The sequence below is a fragment of the uncultured Sphingomonas sp. genome, from assembly GCF_913777625.1.
Taxonomy (GTDB): Bacteria; Pseudomonadota; Alphaproteobacteria; order Sphingomonadales; family Sphingomonadaceae; genus Sphingomonas.
In genome coordinates this window covers 142,303-165,489 of record NZ_CAJYTI010000001.1, presented here as the reverse complement: position 1 = coordinate 165,489, position 23,187 = coordinate 142,303, and the positions used below count along the sequence as shown (strand labels likewise).

The 23,187-nt window shown below is 67.2% G+C and carries 20 protein-coding genes; 14 read left to right on the top strand and 6 right to left on the bottom strand.

Annotation, left to right across the window (positions count from 1 at the left end):
- Window positions 1–89 precede the first annotated feature (89 nt).
- The 3 genes from acs (at window position 90) to QZ814_RS00795 (ending at window position 4,525) form a co-directional block, all read left to right on the top strand.
- Window positions 90–2,027, top strand: coding sequence for an acetate--CoA ligase (gene acs, locus QZ814_RS00805; protein ID WP_294329123.1), 1,938 nt, complete (start codon window positions 90–92; stop codon window positions 2,025–2,027).
- A gap of 138 nt (window positions 2,028–2,165) precedes the next feature.
- Entirely contained in the window at window positions 2,166–4,196 is a 2,031-nt protein-coding gene (locus QZ814_RS00800) for a M13 family metallopeptidase (RefSeq protein WP_294329122.1), read from the top strand.
- Between the two features lie 191 nt (window positions 4,197–4,387).
- A complete protein-coding gene (locus QZ814_RS00795) occupies window positions 4,388–4,525 on the top strand; it encodes a hypothetical protein (RefSeq protein ID WP_294329121.1) in 138 nt (45 codons plus the stop codon).
- 97 nt (window positions 4,526–4,622) lie between these two features.
- Here QZ814_RS00795 and QZ814_RS00790 read toward each other — a convergent pair whose 3' ends face one another.
- Entirely contained in the window at window positions 4,623–6,416 is a 1,794-nt protein-coding gene (locus QZ814_RS00790) for a peptide MFS transporter (RefSeq protein WP_294329120.1), read from the bottom strand.
- Between the two features lie 128 nt (window positions 6,417–6,544).
- On the opposite strand from QZ814_RS00790, the gene QZ814_RS00785 reads away from it, so the two are divergent.
- The 4 genes from QZ814_RS00785 to QZ814_RS00770 are packed head-to-tail and all read left to right on the top strand — an operon-like array spanning window position 6,545 to window position 8,594.
- A complete protein-coding gene (locus QZ814_RS00785; protein ID WP_294329119.1) occupies window positions 6,545–7,126 on the top strand; it encodes a nitroreductase in 582 nt (193 codons plus the stop codon).
- 37 nt (window positions 7,127–7,163) lie between these two features.
- Entirely contained in the window at window positions 7,164–7,526 is a 363-nt protein-coding gene (locus tag QZ814_RS00780; RefSeq protein WP_294329118.1) for a GntR family transcriptional regulator, read from the top strand.
- Between the two features lie 4 nt (window positions 7,527–7,530).
- Entirely contained in the window at window positions 7,531–8,376 is an 846-nt protein-coding gene (gene lepB / locus QZ814_RS00775) for a signal peptidase I (protein WP_294329117.1), read from the top strand.
- On the top strand, window positions 8,373–8,594 hold the full coding sequence (locus tag QZ814_RS00770) for a hypothetical protein (RefSeq protein WP_294329116.1): 222 nt from the start codon (window positions 8,373–8,375) through the stop codon (window positions 8,592–8,594). Before lepB ends, QZ814_RS00770 begins: the two co-directional genes overlap by 4 nt.
- Window positions 8,595–8,606: 12 nt before the next feature.
- On the opposite strand, the gene QZ814_RS00765 is transcribed toward QZ814_RS00770, so the two are convergent.
- The gene (locus QZ814_RS00765) at window positions 8,607–10,271 is read right to left on the bottom strand and encodes a hypothetical protein (RefSeq protein ID WP_294329115.1); all 1,665 of its coding nucleotides are present in this window, start codon (window positions 10,269–10,271) and stop codon (window positions 8,607–8,609) included.
- Window positions 10,272–10,555: 284 nt separating this feature from the next.
- Between QZ814_RS00765 and QZ814_RS00760 the strand changes: the two genes are divergently transcribed.
- From QZ814_RS00760 to QZ814_RS00750, 3 genes are all read left to right on the top strand, one after another.
- Window positions 10,556–12,076, top strand: a complete 1,521-nt coding sequence (locus tag QZ814_RS00760) for an aldehyde dehydrogenase family protein (RefSeq protein ID WP_294329114.1) — start codon at window positions 10,556–10,558, stop codon at window positions 12,074–12,076.
- An 18-nt stretch (window positions 12,077–12,094) separates the two neighbouring features.
- Window positions 12,095–13,120 (top strand): alcohol dehydrogenase AdhP, encoded by a 1,026-nt coding sequence (gene adhP, locus QZ814_RS00755; RefSeq protein ID WP_294329113.1) that lies wholly within the window; start codon window positions 12,095–12,097, stop codon window positions 13,118–13,120.
- Window positions 13,121–13,213: 93 nt separating this feature from the next.
- A complete protein-coding gene (locus QZ814_RS00750) occupies window positions 13,214–14,437 on the top strand; it encodes a threonine synthase (protein ID WP_294329112.1) in 1,224 nt (407 codons plus the stop codon).
- A 78-nt stretch (window positions 14,438–14,515) separates the two neighbouring features.
- Here the strand turns inward: QZ814_RS00750 and QZ814_RS00745 are convergent, their stop codons facing one another.
- Entirely contained in the window at window positions 14,516–14,947 is a 432-nt protein-coding gene (locus QZ814_RS00745; protein ID WP_294329111.1) for an endonuclease domain-containing protein, read from the bottom strand.
- Between the two features lie 67 nt (window positions 14,948–15,014).
- A complete protein-coding gene (locus tag QZ814_RS00740) occupies window positions 15,015–16,709 on the bottom strand; it encodes an acyl-CoA dehydrogenase (RefSeq protein WP_294329110.1) in 1,695 nt (564 codons plus the stop codon).
- Window positions 16,710–16,757: 48 nt separating this feature from the next.
- On the opposite strand from QZ814_RS00740, the gene QZ814_RS00735 reads away from it, so the two are divergent.
- Window positions 16,758–17,690, top strand: coding sequence for an L-threonylcarbamoyladenylate synthase (locus QZ814_RS00735; protein WP_294329108.1), 933 nt, complete (start codon window positions 16,758–16,760; stop codon window positions 17,688–17,690).
- A 514-nt stretch (window positions 17,691–18,204) separates the two neighbouring features.
- On the opposite strand, the gene msrA is transcribed toward QZ814_RS00735, so the two are convergent.
- The gene (msrA, locus tag QZ814_RS00730; protein WP_294329107.1) at window positions 18,205–18,750 is read right to left on the bottom strand and encodes a peptide-methionine (S)-S-oxide reductase MsrA; all 546 of its coding nucleotides are present in this window, start codon (window positions 18,748–18,750) and stop codon (window positions 18,205–18,207) included.
- A 68-nt stretch (window positions 18,751–18,818) separates the two neighbouring features.
- Here msrA and galE point away from each other — a divergent pair, with 68 nt between their 5' ends.
- The 3 genes from galE (at window position 18,819) to QZ814_RS00715 (ending at window position 20,728) form a co-directional block, all read left to right on the top strand.
- Window positions 18,819–19,817 (top strand): UDP-glucose 4-epimerase GalE, encoded by a 999-nt coding sequence (galE, locus tag QZ814_RS00725; RefSeq protein ID WP_294329106.1) that lies wholly within the window; start codon window positions 18,819–18,821, stop codon window positions 19,815–19,817.
- Window positions 19,818–19,888: 71 nt separating this feature from the next.
- A complete protein-coding gene (locus tag QZ814_RS00720) occupies window positions 19,889–20,158 on the top strand; it encodes a hypothetical protein (protein WP_294329105.1) in 270 nt (89 codons plus the stop codon).
- 240 nt (window positions 20,159–20,398) lie between these two features.
- Complete coding sequence (locus QZ814_RS00715) at window positions 20,399–20,728, top strand: UrcA family protein (RefSeq protein WP_294329104.1); 330 nt, start codon at window positions 20,399–20,401, stop codon at window positions 20,726–20,728.
- Window positions 20,729–20,807: 79 nt separating this feature from the next.
- Here the strand turns inward: QZ814_RS00715 and clpA are convergent, their stop codons facing one another.
- On the bottom strand, window positions 20,808–23,129 hold the full coding sequence (clpA, locus tag QZ814_RS00710; protein WP_294329103.1) for an ATP-dependent Clp protease ATP-binding subunit ClpA: 2,322 nt from the start codon (window positions 23,127–23,129) through the stop codon (window positions 20,808–20,810).
- Window positions 23,130–23,187 lie beyond the last annotated feature (58 nt).

The window sequence follows — 23,187 nt, the reverse complement described above, 5'->3', positions numbered from 1 at the left end:
TTCTCATTCCGTAACGATGTTGCGCCTGCGGATGCCTTGCCTAGCCGCCCCTTGCGCCTCTAGATGCCCGCCGACCAGGAGGGGTCTTGATGAGCGAGAATCTGTATCCGGTGCCGGAAGCCTGGGCGCGCCATGCCCGCGTCGACGCCGCAGCGTATGAACGTCTCCACGCCCAGTCGCTGTCCGATCCGGACGGCTTCTGGCTCGAACAGGCCAAGCGGCTCGACTGGATCGTGCCGCCGGCCACGGCCGGGGACTGGTCGTTCGACGAGGCCGATTTCCGCATCCGCTGGTTCGCCGACGGCAAGCTCAACGTCGCCGCCAACTGCCTCGACCGCCATCTGGCGAGCCGCGGCGGCGAGACCGCGATCCTGTGGGAGCCGGACGACCCCAGCGAGGACGCGCGCCGGATCACCTATCTGGAGCTCTACGAAGAGGTCTGCCGCTTCGCCAATGTGCTGAAGGCGCAAGGCGTGCAGAAGGGCGACCGCGTCACCGTCTACATGCCGATGATCCCCGAGGCAGCCGTGGCGCTGCTCGCCTGCGCGCGGATCGGCGCGGTGCATTCGGTGGTGTTCGGCGGCTTCTCGCCCGAGGCACTGGCCGGCCGCATCGTCGATTGCGACAGCCGCATCGTCATCACCGCCGACGAGGGTCGGCGCGGCGGCAAGCGCGTGCCCTTGAAGGCCAATGTCGACGCCGCGCAACGCCACGCGCCGGTGCTCGAGAAGGTCATCGTCGTGAAGGCGACCGGCGGCGCTGTGCCGATGCAGCCCGGCCGCGACCTCTGGTATCACGAGGCCGCCGCCAAGGTCTCTGCCGACTGCCCGGCCGAGCCGATGGATGCCGAGGATCCGCTGTTCATCCTCTACACCTCGGGATCGACCGGCAAGCCCAAGGGCGTGCTCCATTCGAGCGGCGGCTATCTGCTCTGGGCGGCCTATACCCACGAGACCGTATTCGACTACCGGCCGGGGCAGGTCTATTGGTGCGCGGCCGACATCGGCTGGGTCACCGGGCACAGCTATATCGTCTATGGCCCGTTGGCGAACGGCGGTACCACACTGATGTTCGAAGGCGTGCCGACCTGGCCCGATGCCGGCCGCATGTGGCAGATCGTTGACCGGCACCAGGTCGAGATCCTCTACACCGCCCCCACGGCGCTCCGCGCGCTGATGAAGGAGGGCGATTCCTACGTCACCGCGACCAGCCGCACGTCACTCAAGCTGCTCGGCTCGGTCGGCGAGCCGATCAATCCGGAGGCCTGGCGCTGGTACCATGACGTGGTGGGCGAGGGGCGCTGCCCGATCGTCGACACCTGGTGGCAGACCGAGACCGGCGGCCACATGATCACGCCCTTGCCCGGCGCTACCGCGCTGAAACCGGGTTCGGCCTCGATGCCGTTCTTCGGGATCGAGCCGCAGCTGGTCGACGGCGACGGTGTGCTGCTCGAGGGCGCGACCGAGGGCAATCTCGTCATTGCGCGCAGCTGGCCGGGGCAGATGCGCACCGTCTGGGGGGATCACGAGCGCTTCTTCCAGACCTATTTCACCACCTATCGCGGGAAGTATTTCACCGGCGACGGCTGCCGCCGCGACGCTGACGGCTATTACTGGATCACCGGCCGGGTGGACGACGTGATCAACGTCTCGGGCCACCGCATGGGCACCGCCGAGGTGGAGAGCGCGCTGGTGCTGCACGACAAGGTGGCCGAGGCCGCCGTGGTCGGCATGCCGCACGACATCAAGGGGCAGGGCATCTATGCCTATGTGACGCTCAACGCCGGCGAGGAATCGAGCGAAGGCCTGCGCAAGGAACTGCGCGACTGGGTGCGTACCGAGATCGGCCCGATCGCGACGCCCGATGCGATCCAGTTCGCGCCGGGCCTGCCCAAGACCCGCTCGGGCAAGATCATGCGCCGCATCCTGCGCAAGATCGCCGAGGGCGACGTCAGCAGCCTGGGCGATACCTCGACGCTCGCCGACCCCTCGGTGGTCGACGATCTGGTTGCAAACCGGGTCGGATGAGTTCGGTCCCTCCTCCCGCTCTGGCGGGGGGAGGGATGCCCATAGGGGCAGTATCGCTTGTAACAAAATTCCATTGCAGGCCCGGAAACACGGCGTTACACATTGCTAATACACACCGTGGTGGGGAAGCCTAAGATCATGAAATTGCATCGTTCCTTGTTGCTGGCGGGCGCTGCTGCGCTGCTCGCCTCCACGCCTGCGTTCGCCCAGACGGCCAAGCCCAAATATGGCAGCTTCGGCGTCGACCTGACTGCGCAGAAGGCCGGCGTGAAGCCCGGCGACGATTTCTGGACCTTCGCCAATGGCGGTTGGTCGGAGCGGACGCAGATCGCCGCCGACCGCACCTCGGCCGGTCCGTTCGTCGATCTGGCGCTGGCGGCGGAGACCAATGTCCGCACGCTGCTCGACGACATGGCGAAGAATCCCGCCGCCTATGGCGCGAGCGGCAAGCAGATCGGCGACTTTTATGCCAGCTGGATGGACGACGCCGGCATCGAGGCGCGCGGCACCGCGCCGCTCAAGCCCTATCTCGCCAAGATCGCGGGCGTGCAGGACAAGACGGCGTTGCAAGTGCTGTTCGCCAGCGTGGGCTATGCGAGCCCCGTCGAAATCGAGATCAGCCCGAGCCTCGCCGATCCGACCAAATACACCGCGGCGGTGGGCCAGGGCGGCCTGGGCATGCCGCGCGACTATTTCCTGAACCCGGGCGAGAAGTTCGACAATTTCCGCAAGGCCTATCGCGCCTATGTGCAGCAGATCCAGGAACTGGCGGGCATTCCCGACGCAGCCGCCAAGGCCGATGCGATCGTCGCACTGGAAACCGCGATGGCCAAGGTCCAGTGGTCGCCCGAGCAGAGCCGCGACATCGCCAAGCTCAACGATCCTCAGACGATTGCCGGCCTCAAGGCCAAGGCGCCCGAATTCGACTGGGCGCTGATGCTGAAGACCGCCGGCGTCGACAGCTCGCCGCAGATCCTGATGACCCAGAACACCGCGCTGATCGCGCTGGGCAAGATCTTCGCCGAGACGCCGCTCGCTACCTGGAAGGACTATCTCGCCTATCGCTTCGTCAGCGATCACGCGACCTTCCTGCCCAAGGCGTTCGACCAGGCCCGCTTCGACTTCTATTCGAAGACGCTCTCCGGCGTGCCGGTGCAGCGTGAGCGCTGGAAGCGCGGTGTGCAGCTGGTCAACGGTGCCCTCGGCGAGGCGGTCGGCAAGGCCTATGTCGCCAAATATTATCCGCCCGAGGCGGAGAAGCAGATGGCCGAGCTGATCGAGAATCTGCGCGATTCCTATCGCGAGCGGATCGAGGCTTCGACCTGGATGGATGACGCCACCCGCAAGGCGGCGCTTGCCAAGCTCGCCGCGTTCGAGCCGCGCATCGGCCACCCGGAGAAGTATATCGATTATGCCTCGCTGTCGGTGAATCGGGATGACCTGCTCGGCAACGTGATGCGCTCCGGCGAATTCCAGCACCAGCTGCAGCTCTCGCGCTTCCCCAAGCCGGTGGATCGCAGCCTGTGGGCGATGACCCCGCAGACGGTGAACGCCTATTACAACCCGTTGTCGAACCAGATCACCTTCCCGGCCGCGATCCTGCAGCCGCCCTTCTTCGATCCGAACGCCGATCCGGCGGTCAATTATGGCGCGATCGGCGCGGTGATCGGCCACGAAATGGGCCATGGCTTCGACGACCAGGGCAGCATGTTCGGCCCGACCGGCAAGTTCGAGAATTGGTGGACGCCCAAGGCCAAGGAAGACTTCGCCGCGCGCACCAAGGCGCTGGCCGGCCAGTATGACACCTACGAGCCGGTGCCGGGCACCAAGATCAACGGGCGGCTGACGCTCGGCGAGAATATCGGCGACCTCGGCGGCGTCGAGGCGGCGTACGGCGCCTATCAGAAGTACCAAGCCAAGCATGGCGCGGCGCGGCCGGTCAACGGGCTCACCGGCGACCAGCGCTTCTTCCTCGCTTATGCCCAGGCGTGGCGGGTGAAGGTGCGCGAGGATGCGCAGCGCCAGCAGCTGCTCACCGACCCGCACTCGCCGGCGACCGCGCGCGTCAACGGGATCGTCCGCAATGTCGATGCCTGGTACAAGGCGTTCAACATCCAGCCGGGCGACAAGCTCTATCTGCCGCCCGAGCAGCGCGTCCATATTTGGTAAGCGCCATCCGTAAGGATACGGAAACGGCCCGGTGGCAACACCGGGCCGTTTTGCATTCTGGGAGGGGAAATCATGTCAGTTGCGTGACACGCAACCGCCGGGGACCGGCTTTGCAGTTGCGGAATCATCGACGCGAAACCAGATGCGCCGCGCACGCTGCATTGCAGCAATGATGATTTCCGAGGTTGCCCATGTTTTCGCTGATCGCGCTCTATTTCGCCCATCGTCGCCTGGCTGCCGAAGCGGCCCAGCCGGCCGTGGCCGGTGCGCCGGCGCTGGCCGCAGCCAATGAGCAGGACGGGATCGCGGTACTGCCGCTCGCCGCCTGACGTCGAGACTCGTTCGCCCACTCCCCCCTCGGGCGAACGACAGGGGCGCCGCAGTTCCCCCAATGTACGCGGCGCCCCGTCCCTATACTGCCGGCGCTTACTTGACGCCGTGCATCCAGCGCTTGAGCGGCCAGCTGAGCAACAGCAACAGAAGCCCAAGCCCGATCGCCCATTCCGAGATCAGCGTGAACACGCCGAGATAGGTCTCCAGGCTGACCTTGAGGTTGGTCACCTGGCCGCCGACGGTTTCGACGCTGGCGAACTGGGCGATCACGCCCGCGACATACTGCGCCACCGAGATCGACAGGAACCACACGCCCATCATCATGCCGACGATCCGTGCGATCGACAGCTTGGTGATCATGCTGAGGCCGACCGGCGAGATGCACAGCTCGGCGAAGCTGTGGATGAAGTAGAGGCCGGCCAGCCACCACACCGATACCTTGAAGCTGGTATCGGCCCAATGGGCACCCCACACCAGGAACAGGAAGCCGCCACCGACGGCGACCAGCGCGATGCCGAACTTGACCGGGATGCTCGGCTCGAGCCCGCGCTTGGCGAGGCCACCCCACAGCATCGACATCAGCGGCGCGAGCAGCACGATGAACAGCGCGTTGAAGCTCTGCGTCTGCCCGGCGGTCATGGTGAACCAGCCGAAGATCGAGAGGTTGGTATTGCGATCGGCGAACAGGGTGAGCGAGGAGCCCGCCTGCTCGAACAGCGTCCAGAACACGACGTTGAACACGATCAGCACCATCGCGGCGAGCATCATCTGGAACTCGCGGCGATCGCCGGCGAAGAACGACCAGACGAGGATCGCCGGCACGCCGATCAGGAAGGTGCCGAACAGCAGCTTGCCCATCAGCGATAGCGAAGCGACGTAGCCAAGCAGGCCCGAGCCGGCGGGCGCGGGCTCGGCCGCCATCAGGTTGATGTAGAGCAGGTAGAAAAGCGGGATCACGCAGAGCGCGCCGATATAGATCAGGATCTGCTGGCGGCCGGTCGCCGCCTTGGCCGGAGGCTCGCCGATGCCGTTCAGCTTGCCGCCGTCCAGCTGGATCAGTGCCCAGGAGAACAGCATGCCGATCGCGGCAAGGCCGAAGCCCGCCCACCAGCCGACCGCCACCGCCAGCCACGGGCACAGCGCCTGGGACAGGGTGGAGCCGAGATTGATGCCCATGTAGAAGATGGTGAACCCCGCGTCGCGCCGGGTGTCGCCGTTCGGATAGAGCTCGCCGACCATCGTCGAGATGTTCGGCTTGAAGAAGCCGTTGCCGACCGAGACCATCGACAGCGCGATCAGCATCACCATCACGTAGAAGGGACTGCGATCGGCCTCGGATTCGAACCCGCCCTTGGCGATGGTGCGGACCGTCCGGCCGTTCTCGCTGAGCGTGATCGAGCCATCGTCATTGCCCTTGATCAGCTGCTTGTGACCGGAATCGAGCACATAGCGCTGTTCGCCGGCAGCGGTCTTCTCGATCGAGACTTCGTAGCGCTGGCCGTCGATCTTGGCGTAGGGCGTGGCGGTCTGGCCGCCGAAGCACAGCACGAAATAGCCGATCGACATCAGGATCGCGCCGAACTTCACCGCGCGCTTCGAGCCGAGGAACTGGTCCGCCAGATAGCCGCCCACCAGCGGGGTGAGGTAGACCAGCGCGGTGTAGCCGCCATACAGGCCCGTCGCCTCGCGATCGCCGAACAGGAAATGCTGGGTGAGATACAGCGTCAGCAGCGCCCGCATGCCGTAGAAGCCGAAGCGTTCCCACATCTCGGTGGAGAACAGCCGCGCTAGCTGGCGGGGATGGCCGAACCAGGTCTTCTGGTCCGCGGGGTTTACGTGGGTGATATCCGGTTCTGCCGGGGAATCGGCAGTGGGTGTTTCGACCATGCAGGTGTCCTTGGAATTGGATGCCGGGCGCAGGGGCCCGGTGCATGGGCGCGCAGACTAGAGCCTGCATCGCTGCTGTAAAGTCGTGCCGCTTGGCGGCGGCGGGACGGCGTCCTAGATGCGTGCCCATGACCTTCAACGATCGCACGACGCCGCTCACGCTCCTCCAGACCCGCCGCTCGGGCAAGCCGCGCGACCTGGTCGCCCCCGGGCCGAGCCCCAAGCAGCTCGACCAGATGGCGGCCATCGCGGCGCGCACGCCCGATCACGGCAAGCTCGCCCCCTGGCGCTTCGTAATTGTGCCGGACGCGGCGCGGCCGGCGCTCGCGCTGAAGCTGGTCGAGATCCTCCGCGCAGAGAACCCCGAGGCAACCGCACGGGACGAGGAGGCGGCAGCGCAATTCGCCACCCAGGCACCGGCGCTGGTGGTGGTGCTCTCCGCCCCCGTCCAGCCGCACAAGGTGCCCCTCTGGGAGCAGGAGCTTTCGGCGGGCGCCGCCTGCATGAACCTGCTCCACGCCGCCCACGCGATGGGCTTTGCCGGTGGCTGGCTGACCGGCTGGCCCGCGTACTCCCCCGGGGTGCGGGACCTGTTCGGCAGAGAAGGCCAGCGCATCGCAGGCTTCATCTTCCTCGGCACGCCCGCGCGGCCGCTGGAGGAGCGTCCGCGCGGCGAACTGTCCCGGATCGTCCATCGGTGGAATCCCTGACTATGGACTCTCGGGTCGTCTGCTGTATTATGGCAGCATGACAGCCCTGGAGCACGAAGACAGCCCGGTCTACCTCAAGCTGCGCGCCATCATCGCCGCGGCCATCCTGCGCGGCCAGTACCGCGCCGGGGACCAGCTTCCCTCGGTCCGCGCGCTCGCCGCCGAGCATGGCGCGAACCCGTTAACGGTCGCCAAGGCCTATCAGAGCTTCCAGGACGACGGCTATGTCGAGGTGCGCCGCGGCGTCGGCATGTTCGTCGTCGCTGGCGCGGTCGAGCGGCTGCGCACCGCGGAGCGCGAACGCTTCCTCACCGGCTTCTGGCCACGGGTGAAGGACCATATCGCGCTGCTCGGCCTCGACGTGCACGCGCTGCTCGACGGCAGCCACGAGATCGCCTGACGCCATGGCGCAGGATCCCAAGCCGGGCTGGCTCCGCACGCTGGGCGGCTGGGCCGCCACGCTGGGGATCTTCTTCCTGTTCCAGAGCGCGGTGGCGCGGCCCTATTACATTCCCTCGGGATCGATGATGCCCACCTTGCGTACCGGCGATCGGCTGGTGGCAAGCAAGTTCCCCTATGGCTTCTCCCAGGCCTCGCTGATCGTGCATGGTCGCGACATGGCCAGGACCCGGCTGTTCGGCGGCACGCCCGCGCGCGGCGACATCGTTATCGTCGTGCGCCGCGGCGACGGGGAGGATCTGATCAAGCGGGTGATCGGCCTGCCGGGCGACACCATCGCGGTCCGCCACGGGGTGGTGATCCTCAACGGCAAGCCGGTGCCGCGCGTGGCAGACGGCCATGCGATGATCCCGGTCGACGCCGCCGTTCCCTGCGACGAGGGACCGCTTGCCGCGTTCCGCAAGCCGGGCCCGGACGGCAAGCTCTACTGCCAGCCGCCGCTCTATCGCGAGACGTTGCCGAACGGCGCCAGCTATGACGTGATCGATCTGGGCGATACCACGCTGCCCAACGGCTATGTCAGCCCCGGCGACACTTACGGGCCGATCACGGTTCCGGCCGGTCATGTGTTCCTGATGGGCGACAATCGCGACCAGTCGGCCGACAGCCGCTTCGGCGCGGACGAGCTGGGACTGGGCGGGCCGGTGCCGCTGGAGACGATCGCGGGCCGCGCCGAATTCCGTACGCTCAGCTATGACGGCGAAGGCTCGTGGCTCAACCCGCTCGCCTATGTCAGCGCGATCCGATGGGATCGCACCGCCGGTTCGCTGCGGCCCAGGCACGCCGATTGAGCGCCCTGCTGCAATGGGGGATCGCCGTGGCGATCCTGCTGTCGATCCCCGCGCTGGTCCTGCTTGCCCGGCGGCACAGCCGGGGCAAGGCGGGGGCAGCGATGCTGCTGCTCGGGCTGGCCTTCGGTTCGCTGTTCGATCCCGCCAGGGCCGAGGCCATGGAGACGATCGACAAGCGCCGCGACCAGCGTTCGGAAGCCGGCAACGACGGCGCCTGAGCCCGTCCCGCGTCAGGCCTGGCCGAGCTGCTTGCGCAACCGTTCATTCTCCTTGGTCACGTCGAGCGTCCACGAGGCGATGCCGAAGCGCTTGACGTCGACCTGGCGCCAGAACAGGCCGGGGTCGCGCGCCCAGAGGTGGCGATTGGCAAGCGCATTGGCGCATTGCGAGCCCATGTCGATCACCTCGGCCAGTTCCGGCAGGTAGAAGGGCAGCAGCCCGTCGCCGTCGCCGAGTTCCTGGCGATGATCACGTCCCGCCGCCTGCAGGGTGATCTCGACGCCGCGCTCGAACCAGCTCCAGGCGAGATCCGCGTCTTGTTCGGCGAGCAGGATACGCGCCACGAAGAAGGCCGCGCCGATCGCCTTGGTCGCGAGGATGGTGGAGAAGTGCTGCCAGTCGTCGCTCGCTGCGCGTGCATACCAGTGCTTGGCGATGGCGCGCTCGCCGAGCATCTCCGCCAGCCGTCCGGCCAGGAAGGCGAGCGATACGCGCCAGCGGACGACATGCGGAGCATCGCCGCCCTGCTGCCAATACTCGTTGAACGCGCCCAGCAGCACCGGCACTGCGTCCGCCGCGCGGGCCTCCAGCACGCGATAGCCGAGCACCGCCAGCGCCGCGCCCTGGTCGGCCGAGCCGGGCCGTGCCTCCGAGGCGACATGCTCGGCAAGGCGCACCAGCAGGTCTTCGTCCGCGAGCCGCTCGCCCATCTGTACCAGCGTGCGGTAGAGCCAGGGATTGTCATAGCCCTCGGCAAAGGCGGCGAGCGTTGCTTGCGACGCGCCGAAGGCAGGGTGCACGAAGCGCGCGCGCGTTTCCTCGCCGCCCAGCGGTCCCTTCGCGGCGACCGCGATGCGCCAGCTGAGGCCGGTCACCTCGCCCTGGGGGACGCCTTGCGGCACGATGACTCCGGGCGCCTGCACGAACTGGCTCTCGACCAGATAGTCGGCGCTCAGCCCCTGGTGGAGGCGCGCCCAATCGGCAGGCTTTTGCGGGTTGCTTTCCGACCAGCCGGCAACCAGCCGGCCGTCAAGCTTGAGCAGCTGCGCATAGCGGCCGATATTGTCCGTCCAGCTTCCGGGTGCATCGAGCGCGACGATGACGTCGAAGCTGCGCGGCGCATGCGAGGCCGCGGGCGCATCCACCTCGACGGTGCGGGCCCGTGCGCACGCCTCGAGAAGCACCTGCCCGTCCGCGGCATCCGGGCCGCACAGCAGCACATGGTCGCCGGGGCGCACGCGCTCCGCGGCAAGCGTCCAGCGGCCGAGGGCGGCCAGCGCTTCGGGGCCGTTGGTGTTCAGAAGACCGCGATAGCCATCCGGGGCGCGCTCGTAGAAGCTGGGCTGCGGCGCCTGGCCGCCGGCCAGATGCAGCAGCGTCAACACGCCGACCGCACCGGGCAGCCGCCGCCAGCCTGCGGCGAACAGCGCGTCGTCGAGCACCTGCGCCTGCACCTGCCGCGGCAGCACGACCAGCGCGCGGGTTGCCGGATGACGGGCAAGCAGGGCGGCGGACAGCGCGTCCGATTCCGTGACGACGACGTCGGCGGAGTCCGGCGTGGTATCGCAGCCGAGCAACGCCAGTTCGGCGGCCAGCCCCCGAACCGTGCGCGCCTCCACCGCGACCCGGCAGGGCCCGAGATGCCGCACGATTGCCGCTGCGAGTTCGATAGTCACGGCTGAAACTCCTCCTCTCGCATCCGAAGACGAACGCGTGCGGCCACCTGCCGCGTTTACCATAGCTACACTATAGTCGCTTGGCGGGACCCAGCGGTGCGCCGCGGCGAAAAGCTGTGGCGGTGCCCGCCGATGCACCGGTCCGTTTGCGGGAGACTGCGACTCGATCGGCGCGACATGGGCGCTCGCGCCATCAGGAATCTTCCCTAAGCACCTCTCCCAGTGTGGCTTCGTCGCGTCCCGGCGCATCCTCCGTTTGACAGGGCATCGAATGGAGGACAGCGATGTTTGAACAGGCGATCCAGACCGTGCGGACGCAAGGGCACCAGCCCGCCCGCTACGGCAATTTCATCGGCGGCCGGTGGGTGGATCCCATCGAGAGCCGCTGGTTTACCGATCACAGCCCGATCAATACCCGGCCGCTGGCGGAAATCGCCCAGTCGACCGAGGCGGATGTCGAGGCCGCGCTGGACGCGGCCCATGCCGCGCGGCGGCGCTGGGCGGCGGCCTCGCCGCAGGAACGGGCGCTGATCCTCAACCGCGTCGCCGACCGGCTCGAGGCCAATCTGGAACTGCTCGCGCTGGCCGAGACGATGGACAACGGCAAGCCGATCCGCGAGACGCGCGGCGCCGACGTGCCGCTGGCGATCGACCATTTCCGCTATTTCGCCGGCTGCGTCCGCGCAGCCGAAGGCACGATCTCGACGATCGACGAAAAGACCATCGCCTATCATTTCAAGGAACCGATCGGCGTGGTCGGCCAGATCATCCCGTGGAACTTCCCGCTGCTGATGGCGGCGTGGAAGATCGCGCCAGCGCTGGCGGCGGGCAATTGCACCGTGATCAAGCCCGCCTCGCAGACTCCGCTCAGCCTGCTGCTCTTCGCCGAGCTGACCGCCGACATCCTGCCGCCGGGCGTGGTCAACATCGTCACCGGTCCCGGCAGCACGGTCGGCCGGGCGATCGCCGCCAATCCGCGCATCGGCAAGGTGAGCTTCACCGGCGAGACCACCACCGGCCGCCAGATCATGCAATATGCCGCCGAGCATCTGATCCCGCAGACGATGGAGCTGGGCGGCAAGTCGCCCAACATCTTCCTCGCCGACGTGATGCAGGAGGACGATGCGTTCCTCGACAAGGCGCTGGAAGGCTTTGCGCTGTTCGCCTTCAACAAGGGCGAGGTCTGTACCTGTCCCAGCCGGGCCCTGGTGCAGGAATCGATCGTCGACAAGTTCCTGGAGCGCGCGGTGCAGCGCGTCGGCGCCATCCGGGTCGGCGATCCGCTCGATCCCGCGACACAGATGGGCCCGCAGGCCTCCGAGGAGCAGCTCCACAAGATCCTCGGCTATATCGATATCGGCAAGGGCGAAGGCGCACGGTGCCTGACCGGCGGCAAGCGCGCGCTGCCGGGCGGTGACCTCGACCAGGGCTATTTCGTCGAGCCGACCATATTCGTCGGCCACAACAAGATGCGCATCTTCCAGGAAGAAATCTTCGGGCCCGTCCTCTCCGTCACGACGTTCAAGACCGTGGAAGAGGCGATCGAGATCGCCAACGACACCGCCTATGGTCTGGGCGGCGGCGTGTGGAGCCGCAACGGCACCCGTGCCTATGAGATCGGGCGCGCAATCGAGGCCGGACGCGTCTGGACCAACTGCTACCATGTCTATCCCGCGCACGCGGCGTTCGGCGGGTACAAGGAATCGGGCTTCGGCCGCGAGACCCACAAGATGATGCTCGATCACTATCAGCAGACCAAGAACCTGCTGGTGAGCTACGACACCGCCGCGCGCGGCCTGTTCTGAAAACCTGAGAGGAACCCCATGCTCAAGACCATGAAAGCGGCCGTCGTTCGCGAATTCGGCCAGCCGCTGGTTATCGAGGAAGTGCCGGTGCCGCAGGTCGGCCCCGGTCAGATCCTGGTGAAGGTCGCCGCCAGCGGCGTGTGCCACACCGATCTCCACGCCGCCGAGGGCGACTGGCCGGTGCGCCCCAAGCCACCCTTCATCCCTGGGCATGAGGGCGTCGGCCATGTTGCGGCGGTGGGGGCGGGCGTCACCCATGTGAAGGAAGGGGACCGGGTGGGGGTGCCCTGGCTCTACAGCGCCTGCGGCCATTGCCCGCACTGCCTGGGCGGCTGGGAAACGCTTTGCGAGAGCCAGCAGAACACCGGCTATTCGGTGAACGGCGGCTTTGCCGACTATGTGCTGGCGGACCCCGATTATGTCGGCATCCTGCCCGACAATGTCGGGTTCGTGGAGATCGCGCCGGTACTGTGCGCAGGGGTCACCGTCTACAAGGGCCTGAAGGTCACCGATACCAAGCCGGGCGACTGGGTGGCGATCTCGGGCATCGGCGGGCTCGGCCACATGGCCGTGCAATATGCCAAGGCGATGGGGCTCAACGTCATCGCCGTCGATATCGACGACGCCAAGCTGGCGCTGGCGAAGAAGCTGGGCGCCGAGCTGACGGTGAACGCGCTGCACGAGGATCCGGCGGCGTTCGTCAGGAAGGCGGTTGGCGGCGCGCGCGGCGTCCTGGTGACGGCGGTGTCGACCAAGGCATTCCAGCAGGCACTGGGCATGGTGGGGCGCGGCGGCACGGTATCGCTCAACGGCTTGCCGCCGGGGGACTTCCCGCTCTCGATCTTCGACACCGTGCTGAACGGCATTACCGTGCGCGGCTCGATCGTCGGCACCCGCCTGGACCTGCAGGAGGCGCTCGATTTCGCCGGGCAGGGCAAGGTTCATGCGACGGTGGCGACCGAACGCCTCGAGAACGTCAACAGCGTGTTCGATCGGATGCGCAAGGGCGAGATCGAGGGGCGGATCGTGCTCGACATGGCCTGACGAACGCCACCTCCCGTCCGGCTTTCGGCCGAATGACGATTTGGTAGGGCGGGGTGGCTTCCGCTGGCCCCGCCTTGCGTTAAGCTGGCGCCCATGCAGGACAATATCCGGGCCGAGCGGCCAAGCTTCGTCACCCATCTCGAATGCTCGATGACAGGCGAGACCTATGCGGCGGACCAGCTGCATGGGCTCTCGCGCGTCGGGCGGCCACTGCTGGTACGCTACGACCTTCACGGTGTCGGCGCGGCGCTGGACCGCGATGCGATCGAGGCCCGGCCCACCGACCTGTGGCGGTGGCGCGAATTGCTGCCGGTGCGGCGGGCGGAGAACATCGTTTCGCTGGGCGAGATCGAGACGCCGCTGATCGAGATCCCCAAGTCCGGCGGACCGGGCGCGATCGTCAAGGACGAGGGGCGGCTGCCGACGGGCTCGTTCAAGGCGCGCGGGCTGGTGATGGCGGTGACCATGGCGCGCGAGCTGGGCGTCACCCGCATCGCGATGCCGACCAACGGCAATGCCGGCGCGGCGCTCGCCGCCTATGCCGCGCGCTGCGGCATCGAGACGGTGATCCTCTGCCCCGAGGAGACGCCGGAGGTGAACGTACGCGAGATCGCGGCGCAGGGCGCGCGCGTCTACCGGGTCAACGGCCAGATCGACGAATGCGGCGCGATCGTCGGGCGCGGGGCGGCCGAGGGGCGCTGGTTCGACTTCTCGACGCTCAAGGAGCCGTACCGGATCGAGGGCAAGAAGACGATGGGGCTGGAGCTCGCCGCCCAGTTCGGCTGGGAGCTGCCCGACGCCATCTTCTACCCCACCGGCGGCGGCACCGGGCTGATCGGCATGTGGAAGGCGTTCGACGAGCTGGAGCGGCTCGGCTGGATCGGATCGAAGCGCCCTCGCATGTACGCGGTGCAGGCCTCGGGCTGCGCGCCGATCGTCCGCGCCTTCGAGGCGGGCGAGGAGCATGCCGAGCGCTGGGAGAACGCCGCGACGGTGGCGGCGGGCATCCGCGTGCCGCGCGCGGTAGGCGACTTCCTGATCCTGCGCGCGGTGCGCGAGTCCGGCGGCCGTGCGCTGGCGGTGGGCGACCCGGCGATCCTCCAGGCGGTGGACGACTGCGCGCGCAAGGACGGGCTGCTGCTCTGCCCCGAAGGCGGCGCGACGCTGGCGGCGTACCGGCAGGCGATCCGCGACGGGCTGGTCGATCCGGAGGAGCGAACGGTGCTGTTCAACTGCGCGACGGGGTTGAAGTATCCCATGCCCGAGGCGGGGACCTGGCTGGACAAGGATGCGGTGGGGGATTTGGGGGCGTTGTAAGCGAGTGCGTCGCGTACCTCCCCCTCCGACCCGCTGCGCGGGCCACCTCCCCCTGGCTGGGGAGGATTGTTGCCCCCTCTATCCTTCCCCGCCAGGGGGAGGTGGCGCCGAAGGCGACGGAGGGGGAGGTCGGCGAGCGGCTTGTAGTTTGGCCCTTCGGTCGATCGCGATCGCGAGGATCTGGCGGACGGCGCTGTCGGTGTGGCGCAGTACGTCCGCGGCCGTATAGCGGAGGACCCGGACGCCTTGGGCTTTCAGCCACGCGTCGCGGGTGGCATCCCGCTCTGGCCGGTCCCCGAAGGCATGCGCTTGGCCGTCGACTTCGATCGCGAGCATTGCCGGGGCGCAGTAGAAGTCGAGGATGTAGGCGCCCGCCGGGTGTTGCTTGCGGAATCGGAGACCCGCGTCGTTCTTGCGGAGCGCCAGCCAGAGGGCAATTTCTGGTGGCGTCATTTTCTCACGGAGACGCTTGGCGGTGGGGCGGCTATGATTGGAACCTCCCAAGCGCATCGCTTTCCTGCCCCTCCGCCGCCTACGGCAGCACCTCCCCCTGGCGGGGGAGGATTTTCCGCCCCTCTTACGCCGCGAACGCTTCCGCCTCCACGGCGTACAGCACCGCCGCCTTCGCCATCGCCGCCGCGCGCAGGCCGAGCGCTTCGGGGACGATCTGCTCGACATAGAAGCGCGCCGCTGCCTGCTTCATCTTGACGAAGCCCGGCTCGCCCTCGCCCTGTGCCACCAGGCGCCCGCTCTTCTCCATCAGCCAGCCGCACACGGCCACCGACAGCATCGTCAGGAACGGGTAGCTCGCCGCCAGCCGGTCGTCGGTATCGCTGCCAAGCAGGTTGCGGCCGACCTCCTCGCACGCATCGATCAGCGACCGCAGCCCCGCATCCTCGGCCTCGGCGCGCATGTCGGCCAGCAGGCCGAGCAGCGTCGCGCCATTGTCCATGCTCAGCTTGCGGCCGACCAGGTCGGCGGCCTGGATGCCGTTGGTGCCTTCGTAGATCGGCGTGATGCGGGCGTCGCGGAAATGCTGGGCGGCGCCGGTCTCCTCGATATAGCCCATGCCGCCATGGACCTGCAGGCCGAGGCTCGCGACCTCGTTGCCGATGTCGGTGGCATGCGCCTTGGCGAGCGGGGTGAGCAGCTCGACGCGCTTGTCGGCCTCCGCATCCCCGGCGCGGCCGCGATCGAGCTGGCCGAAGGCGTAATAGACCAGCGCGCGCGCGGCCTGGGTCTGCGCCTTCATCCGCAGCAGCATGCGGCGCACATCGGGATGTTCGATGATCGCGGTCGGTGCGCCGCCGCGAACCCCCTGCACCCGCTCGCGGGCATAGGCGACCGCCCGCTGGGTGGCGCGCTCGGCGACCTGCACGCCCTGCAGACCGACGTTCAGACGCGCATTGTTCATCATCGTGAACATCGCGCGGATGCCGCCCAGCTCGGGGCCGATCAGCTCGCCGATGCAATCATCGTTGTCGCCGAAGCTGAGGACACAGGTGGGCGAGGCGTGCAGGCCCATCTTGTGTTCGATCGAGACGACCTTGATGTCGTTGAAATAGCCCGGCGTGCCATCGGCGTTCAACCGGTACTTCGGCACCAGGAACAGCGACAGGCCCTTGGTGCCTGCAGGCGCCCCCGGCGTGCGCGCCAGCACCAGATGGACGATATTGTCGGCCATGTCATGGTCGCCGAACGAGATGTAGATCTTGGTGCCCTTGATCTTCCACTTCCCGTCGCCCGCCGGCTCGGCCTTGGTCTTGACCGCGCCCACGTCCGATCCCGCCTGCGGCTCGGTGAGGTTCATCGTCCCGGTCCATTCGCCGGTGGCGAGCTTCGGCAGATACAGCGCCTGCTGCTCGGGCGAGCCGTGATGGTGGAGCGCTTCGACCGCGCCGACGGTGAGCACCGGGCACAGGCAGAAACCCATGTTGGCCGTGCCCAGCGTCTCCAGCACCGCCACCGACAGGCTGACCGGCAGCCCCTGGCCACCATGCTCTGCAGGCGAGCCGATCGTGCCCCAGCCGCCCTCGACATAGGCGCGATAGGCGGCGGCGAAGCCCGCGGGCATCGTCACACCCTGCTCGGTCCAGCGTGCCCCTTCGGTGTCGCCCAGCCGTTCGAGCGGCGCCCATTCGCCCGCGGCGAACTGGCCGGCGCCTTCCAGCACCGCATCCAGCAGGTCGGGCGTGGCCTCTTCGCTGATTTCGGACAGGCGGACGATATGGTCGAGCACGAAACGCTGCTCGGCGGTGGCGGGGGTGAACATCAGGCCTCTCTCTTGTGATCTTCTTCGCAGCAATATAGCGCCTTGCGGGTGACCCCAGCAAATCCGCGCATCTTACCCTACGGCGAGGCCGCGCTCGGCGAGGCCGCCGCGCTCATCCGGCGCGGCGAATCGGTCGCGGTGCCCACCGAGACCGTCTATGGACTCGCCGCCGATGCCACCGATTCGGTAGCCGTCTCGGGTATTTACGCGGCCAAGGGACGGCCTTCGTTCAACCCGCTGATCGTGCACGTCGCGGACATGGCGATGGCCGAGACGATCGCACGCTTCGACGACGAAGCGCGGGCGCTGGCCGCGCGCTTCTGGCCCGGGCCGCTCACCATGGTGCTGCCGCTGGCGGCGGACGCGCCCGTCGCGAGCCTCGTCACCGCCGGCCTTCCGACCGTCGCCCTGCGCATGCCGGATCACCGCGCGATGCAGGGGCTGATCCGGGCAAGCGGGCGACCGCTCGCCGCTCCCTCGGCCAATGCCAGCGGCGGGATCAGCCCGACGCGCGCCGCGCATGTCGCAGCGAGCCTTGCCGGGCGGATTCCGCTGGTGATCGACGACGGCGCGACGACCGACGGCATCGAGTCCACGATCGTCGATCCGGCGACCCGGCAGATCCTGCGCCCCGGCCCGATCACCGCCGAGCAACTGCCCGGCTATGGAGCAGGCGCGACCCCCGGCGCGATCACCGCGCCCGGCCAGCTTGCCAGCCATTATGCGCCTTCCAAGCCCGTGCGGCTGGACGTGACCGGCGCGGATGCCGACGAATGGCTGATCGGTTTCGGCGCGATCGCCGGCGACGACACGCTGTCCGCCAGCGGCGATCTGCGCGAGGCGGCGGCGCGGCTGTTCGACGCGCTGCATCGTGGCGACGCTTCCGATCGCCCGCGCATCGCCATCGCCCCGGTGCCGACGGAGGGGCTGGGCCGGGCCATTCGCGACCGGCTCGCACGGGCGGCCCATCCGCGCAGCTGACATGTTACGTGAAAGAAACGAGTTCCGGGGGCTGATCTTGTTGCGCCTGCGAAGCTATTGTCACCGGTTTCCAGGATGAAGCGAAAATTGCCTCGTCGCTATCGCTGATCTCGGCGGTCATGGGTCGAACGCGAACCGCGTTACACTTGCGATGTTGGGCAAGAAGTCTGCCCGCGATCATTACAGGATCCTCCGGATTGCCTTGGGAGAGGCGCCCATCCCAATTTGGGTATCATGTATACGATCAATTCTTTACAGCGCCGGGCAATTTTCTAGGGTCGGACCGCCGGTTAGCTCGCAAACATAAAGACGGGCGTGACGGTGGCTGACAGGCCGACGCGTTTTTTGGCGGTGCTGCCCTTATCGGGCGATGCGGCTTCTTTGCGGGTCTGTCACATGAGTGCGGAACCCGAGGAACGTTGGTGCTGCCCCCGCACGCAGGACGTTCTTCGACATCCGCGGCCGGCGGAAACGCCAGCCGCGGTCTCGATTACCCCCGTGGGAGGGCGCGGCCTTATGCGGCTGCGCCCTCTTTCGCTTTGTTGGCGAAGCTCTTGCGCAGCTTGCGGAGCTTGGGCGGGATCACCGCCAGGCAATAGGGGTTCCGCTGGCCTTCGCCCTGCCAATATTCTTGGTGATATTCCTCGGCCGGCCACCACTGGCCGAGCGGCTCGATTGCGGTGACGATCGGCTGCGGCCAGTCGGGCCGCGCGCGCTCGATCGCGTCCAGCGCCTCGCGCTCCTGCTCGGCCGAATGCGGGAAGATCGCCGAGCGATACTGGGTGCCGATATCATTGCCCTGGCGGTTGAGCTGGGTCGGGTCATGGGTGGCGAGGAAGATGTCGAGGATCTCGCCATAGCTCACCACGTCGGTGTCGAAGCTCACCCGGATCGCCTCGGCATGGCCGGTGCTGCCGCTGCACACTTCCTTGTAGGTGGGGTTTTCCTTGGTCCCCCCGATATAGCCGCTTTCGACGCCTTGTACGCCGATCACGTCGTTGAACACGGCTTCCGTGCACCAGAAGCAACCGCCGGCGAGCGTTGCCGTTTCGATGGTCATGTCGAGGAACTCCTTGCTTGTGGGGCCAAGATAGGGTGGAGGAGCGGGTGAACAAAGGGGATCGATCGATGCGCGACGGTACGGTGCTGGTGACGGGTGGGGCAGGCTATATCGGCAGCCATGCGGTGCTGGCGCTGCTCGATGCCGGATGGCAGGTGGTCGTGATCGACAATCTGGTCACCGGGTTCGACTGGGCGGTGGATCCGCGCGCGAAGTTGGTCGTCGCCAATATCGACGACATCCCGGCGGTGCGGGCCGCGATCCGGGCGCATGGCGTGACTGCGGTGATGCATTTCGCCGGTTCGGTCGTGGTGCCGGAATCGGTCACCGATCCGCTCAAATATTACCGCAACAACACCGCCGCCAGCCGATCGCTGATCGAGGCGGTGGTGGCCGAGGGCGTGCGCCACTTCATCTTCTCCTCGACCGCGGCCACCTATGGCATCCCCGAGCAGGTGCCGATCCGCGAGGACAGCCCGAAGGCGCCGATCAACCCGTACGGCATGTCCAAGCTGATGACCGAGATCATGCTGAAGGACGTGGCGGCGGCGCACCCGCTCAACTATTGCGCACTGCGCTATTTCAACGTCGCCGGTGCGGATCCGCAGGGGCGCAGCGGCCAGTCGACCGCAGGGGCGACGCACCTGATCAAGGTTGCGGTGGAGGCGGCCACGGGCAAGCGCAGCCACGTCTCGGTGTTCGGTACCGACTTCGCCACCCCGGACGGCACCGGCGTGCGCGACTATATCCATGTCAGCGATCTCGCTGCGGCGCATGTCGACGCGCTCGACCTGCTGATCGCGCGACCGGAGGAAAGCCACACGATGAACTGCGGCTATGGCCGTGGCTTCTCGGTGCTGGAAGTGCTCGATGCGGTGGATCGGGTGACCAACATGACGATCGAGCGCAAGCTCGAGGGGCGCCGCGCCGGTGATCCGGACGCGCTGGTGGCGGACAACAGCGCGATCCTCGCGGCCTTGCCCTGGCGGCCCCGGCACGCCGATCTGAACGGCATCGTTCGCGACGCGCTTGCCTGGGAGCGCAAGCTCGCCGAAAAGGGCCGATAGGCAAGGCTGCGTCCGGCATGCTAGTCTCCCGCCCGTCCGCTCCGGAAGCGGACGAGGTTGGGGAGACGGCCATGTTGGGGATGGTTCTGTTGCTTTCGATCGCCGGCGACGACGCGCCGAAGGTCCTTTCGCTACGCGCAGCAGCCGCTCCGGCGGCGCATCGCGAGGCCCGATGCGAGAACGCTCGCGGCCAGTCCATTCGAGAGGGCGAGGCCCCGGCACCTACCTTGCGCTCCCTCGACAAGGAGCCGCCGGCAAACCGGTATCGGCCGGTGGTGCGCTTCGTGCAGTGCGACACCCCGGTCGTGATCGCACGCGGAGTAGACGGGCCGCAGCGCTGATCCTCGACCGGCACGTACGATCGGCAAGAATCGGGCGTTTGCTACTTTATAATTTTGTTTCGCCTGTAGATGCTGCGGCGCAGCATTGAAGCGAGCGGCCATAATTATGTCATTCGGGATGTGGTGGATTGTCACGGGCTCTGCATGGGCGTGACCCATTTTGAGAGTAGTGGCGCAGTCAGCCGGCGGAGACCGGTCGCGACATGGTCGCGAATACACCGCATCCCAGGAGGACCAATCATGAAGACTTTTATCGTGATGGCCGCAATGCTTGGCACGATCGCCACGGTTCCGGCCGAAGCCCGGATCCAGGTCCGTCAGGACAAGACCGTTCGCATCGCCTATGCGCCTTCCGAACTGCTTACCGCCGAAGGCCGTGCGCGCCTGCAGCGCCGTATCGCGTCGGCGAGCTATCGCGTCTGCCGCTACGATCCGATGACCGGCATGATCCTGCCGACCGCGGACGAGCTCGACTGCCGTCGCATCGCGCTCGCCAACGCCCGCAAGGACGCCGAGCGCGCGATCCTCGCTGCGAACCAGGGAGCAATGGTCGCCAGCGCCAACCGCTGACACATCGTACCCCGTCAAACGCAATCGGCCCGGGAGAGCGCTCTCCCGGGCCGATTGTTGTTTCCGACGCCGCGAAGGGTCAGGCGCCCGCAGGCTCCGTCTTGGTGCCCTTCTTGGGCTTCTTCGGTGCCGCGGGCGTGATCTCGAAGGCCAGGGCGTTGTCCTTCAGCTTCACGCTCACCTCGCCGCCATGGACGAGCTTGCCGAACAGCAGCTCCTCGGCGAGCGGCTGCTTGATCTTCTCCTGCATCAGGCGGCCCATCGGGCGCGCGCCGTACAGCTTGTCATAGCCGCGCTTGGTGAGCCACGCCTTGGCTTCCTCGTCCAGGTGAATGTGGACGCCGCGATCGGTGAGCTGCAGCTCGAGCTGCAGCACGAACTTGTCGACGACGCGGGCGACGACCTCCGGCGGCAGATAGCCGAACGGCACGATCGCATCGAGACGGTTGCGGAATTCGGGGGTGAAGAGATTCTTCACGGCCTCTTCCTGCACGTCCTCGCGGCTCAGTTCGCCGAAGCCCACGCTTTCCTTCGCCATGTCGGACGCACCGGCATTGGTGGTCAGGATGAGGATGGTGTTGCGGAAGTCGACGGTCTTGCCGTGGTGGTCGGTCAGCTTGCCGTTGTCCATCACCTGCAGCAGGATGTTGAACAGGTCCGGATGCGCCTTTTCGATCTCGTCGAGCAGCAGCACCGAATGCGGGTTCTGGTCGACCGCGTCGGTCAGCAGGCCGCCCTGGTCATAGCCGACATAGCCCGGAGGGGCACCGATCAGCCGGCTGACCGAGTGGCGCTCCATGTACTCGGACATGTCGAAGCGCTGGAGCGGGATGCCGAGCAGCGTCGCGAGCTGCTTCGCCACCTCGGTCTTGCCGACGCCCGTGGGTCCCGAGAACAGATAGTTGCCGATCGGCTTGTCCGGATCGCGCAGGCCCGCACGGCTGAGCTTGATTGCCGAGGACAGGACTTCGATCGCCTTGTCCTGGCCGAACACGACGCGCTTCAGATCCTGCTCGATATTGGCGAGCACGCGGGTGTCGTCCGACGAGACGGTCTTGGCCGGGATCCGCGCCATGGTCGCGATGACCTGCTCGATCTCCTTGGGGGTGATGACCTTCTTGCGCTTGGACGGCGCCACCAGCATCTGCATCGCGCCGACCTCGTCGATCACGTCGATCGCCTTGTCGGGCAGCTTGCGGTCGTTGATGTAGCGCGCCGACAGTTCCACCGCCGACTTGATCGCGTCGGGCGTGTACTTCACCGAATGGTGCTGCTCGAACGCCGAGCGCAGGCCCGCGAGGATCTTCACCGTATCCTCGACCGACGGCTCGTTGACGTCGATTTTCTGGAAGCGGCGGAGCAGCGCGCGGTCCTTCTCGAAGTGGTTGCGGAATTCCTTGTAGGTGGTCGAGCCGATGCAGCGGATCGAGCCACCCGACAGCGCCGGCTTGAGCAGGTTCGACGCATCCATCGCGCCGCCGCTGGTGGCGCCCGCGCCGATCACGGTGTGGATCTCGTCGATGAACAGCACCGCGTGCGGCAGTTTCTCGAGCTCCGAGACGACCTGCTTCAGGCGCTCCTCGAAGTCGCCGCGATAGCGGGTGCCGGCGAGCAGCGCGCCCATGTCGAGCGAGTAGATCACCGCTTCCTTCAGAACGTCGGGCACTTCGCCCTCGACGATCTTGCGCGCGAGGCCCTCGGCGATGGCGGTCTTGCCGACGCCCGGATCGCCCACATAAAGCGGGTTGTTCTTGCTGCGCCGACACAGGATCTGGACGGTGCGGTCGACCTCGGCCGCGCGGCCGATCAGCGGATCGACCTTGCCGATCTTGGCCTTCTCGTTGAGGTCGACGGTGAATTGCTTGAGCGCGCTCTCACCCTTGCCCGTCTTCGCCTCCTGCTTGTTCGACTTGTCTTCCTCGGCAGCGCCCTTGGGGGTGCTGGTCTCGGTGGGCGTGGTGCCGCCCTTGCCGACGCCGTGGCTGATGAAGCTGACGGCATCGAGCCGGCTCATGTCCTGCTGCTGCAGGAAATAGACCGCGTAGCTCTCGCGCTCGCTGAACAGCGCAACCAGCACGTTGGCGCCGGTCACTTCGTCGCGGCCCGAGGACTGGACGTGCAGGATCGCGCGCTGGACGACGCGCTGGAACCCGCTGGTGGGGGAGGGATCGGTGGCGTTGTCCACCTTCAGCGCTTCCAGCTCGGTATCGAGATAGTGCGCCACGGTGGTCTTCAGCTCGCCCAGGTCCACCCCGCACGCGCCCATTACCTTCGAGGCATGTTCGTCGTCGATCAGCGCGAGCAGGAGATGCTCGAGCGTCGCATATTCGTGCCGGCGCGAGGACGCAGCCTCGAGCGCCTTGTGGAGGGTGGCTTCGAGAGCGGAGGCGAAACTAGGCATTCGGATACAACTCCAGTCGGGCCGATAGGGTGCTGAGCCCGTCTTCCCCTATGTCGGG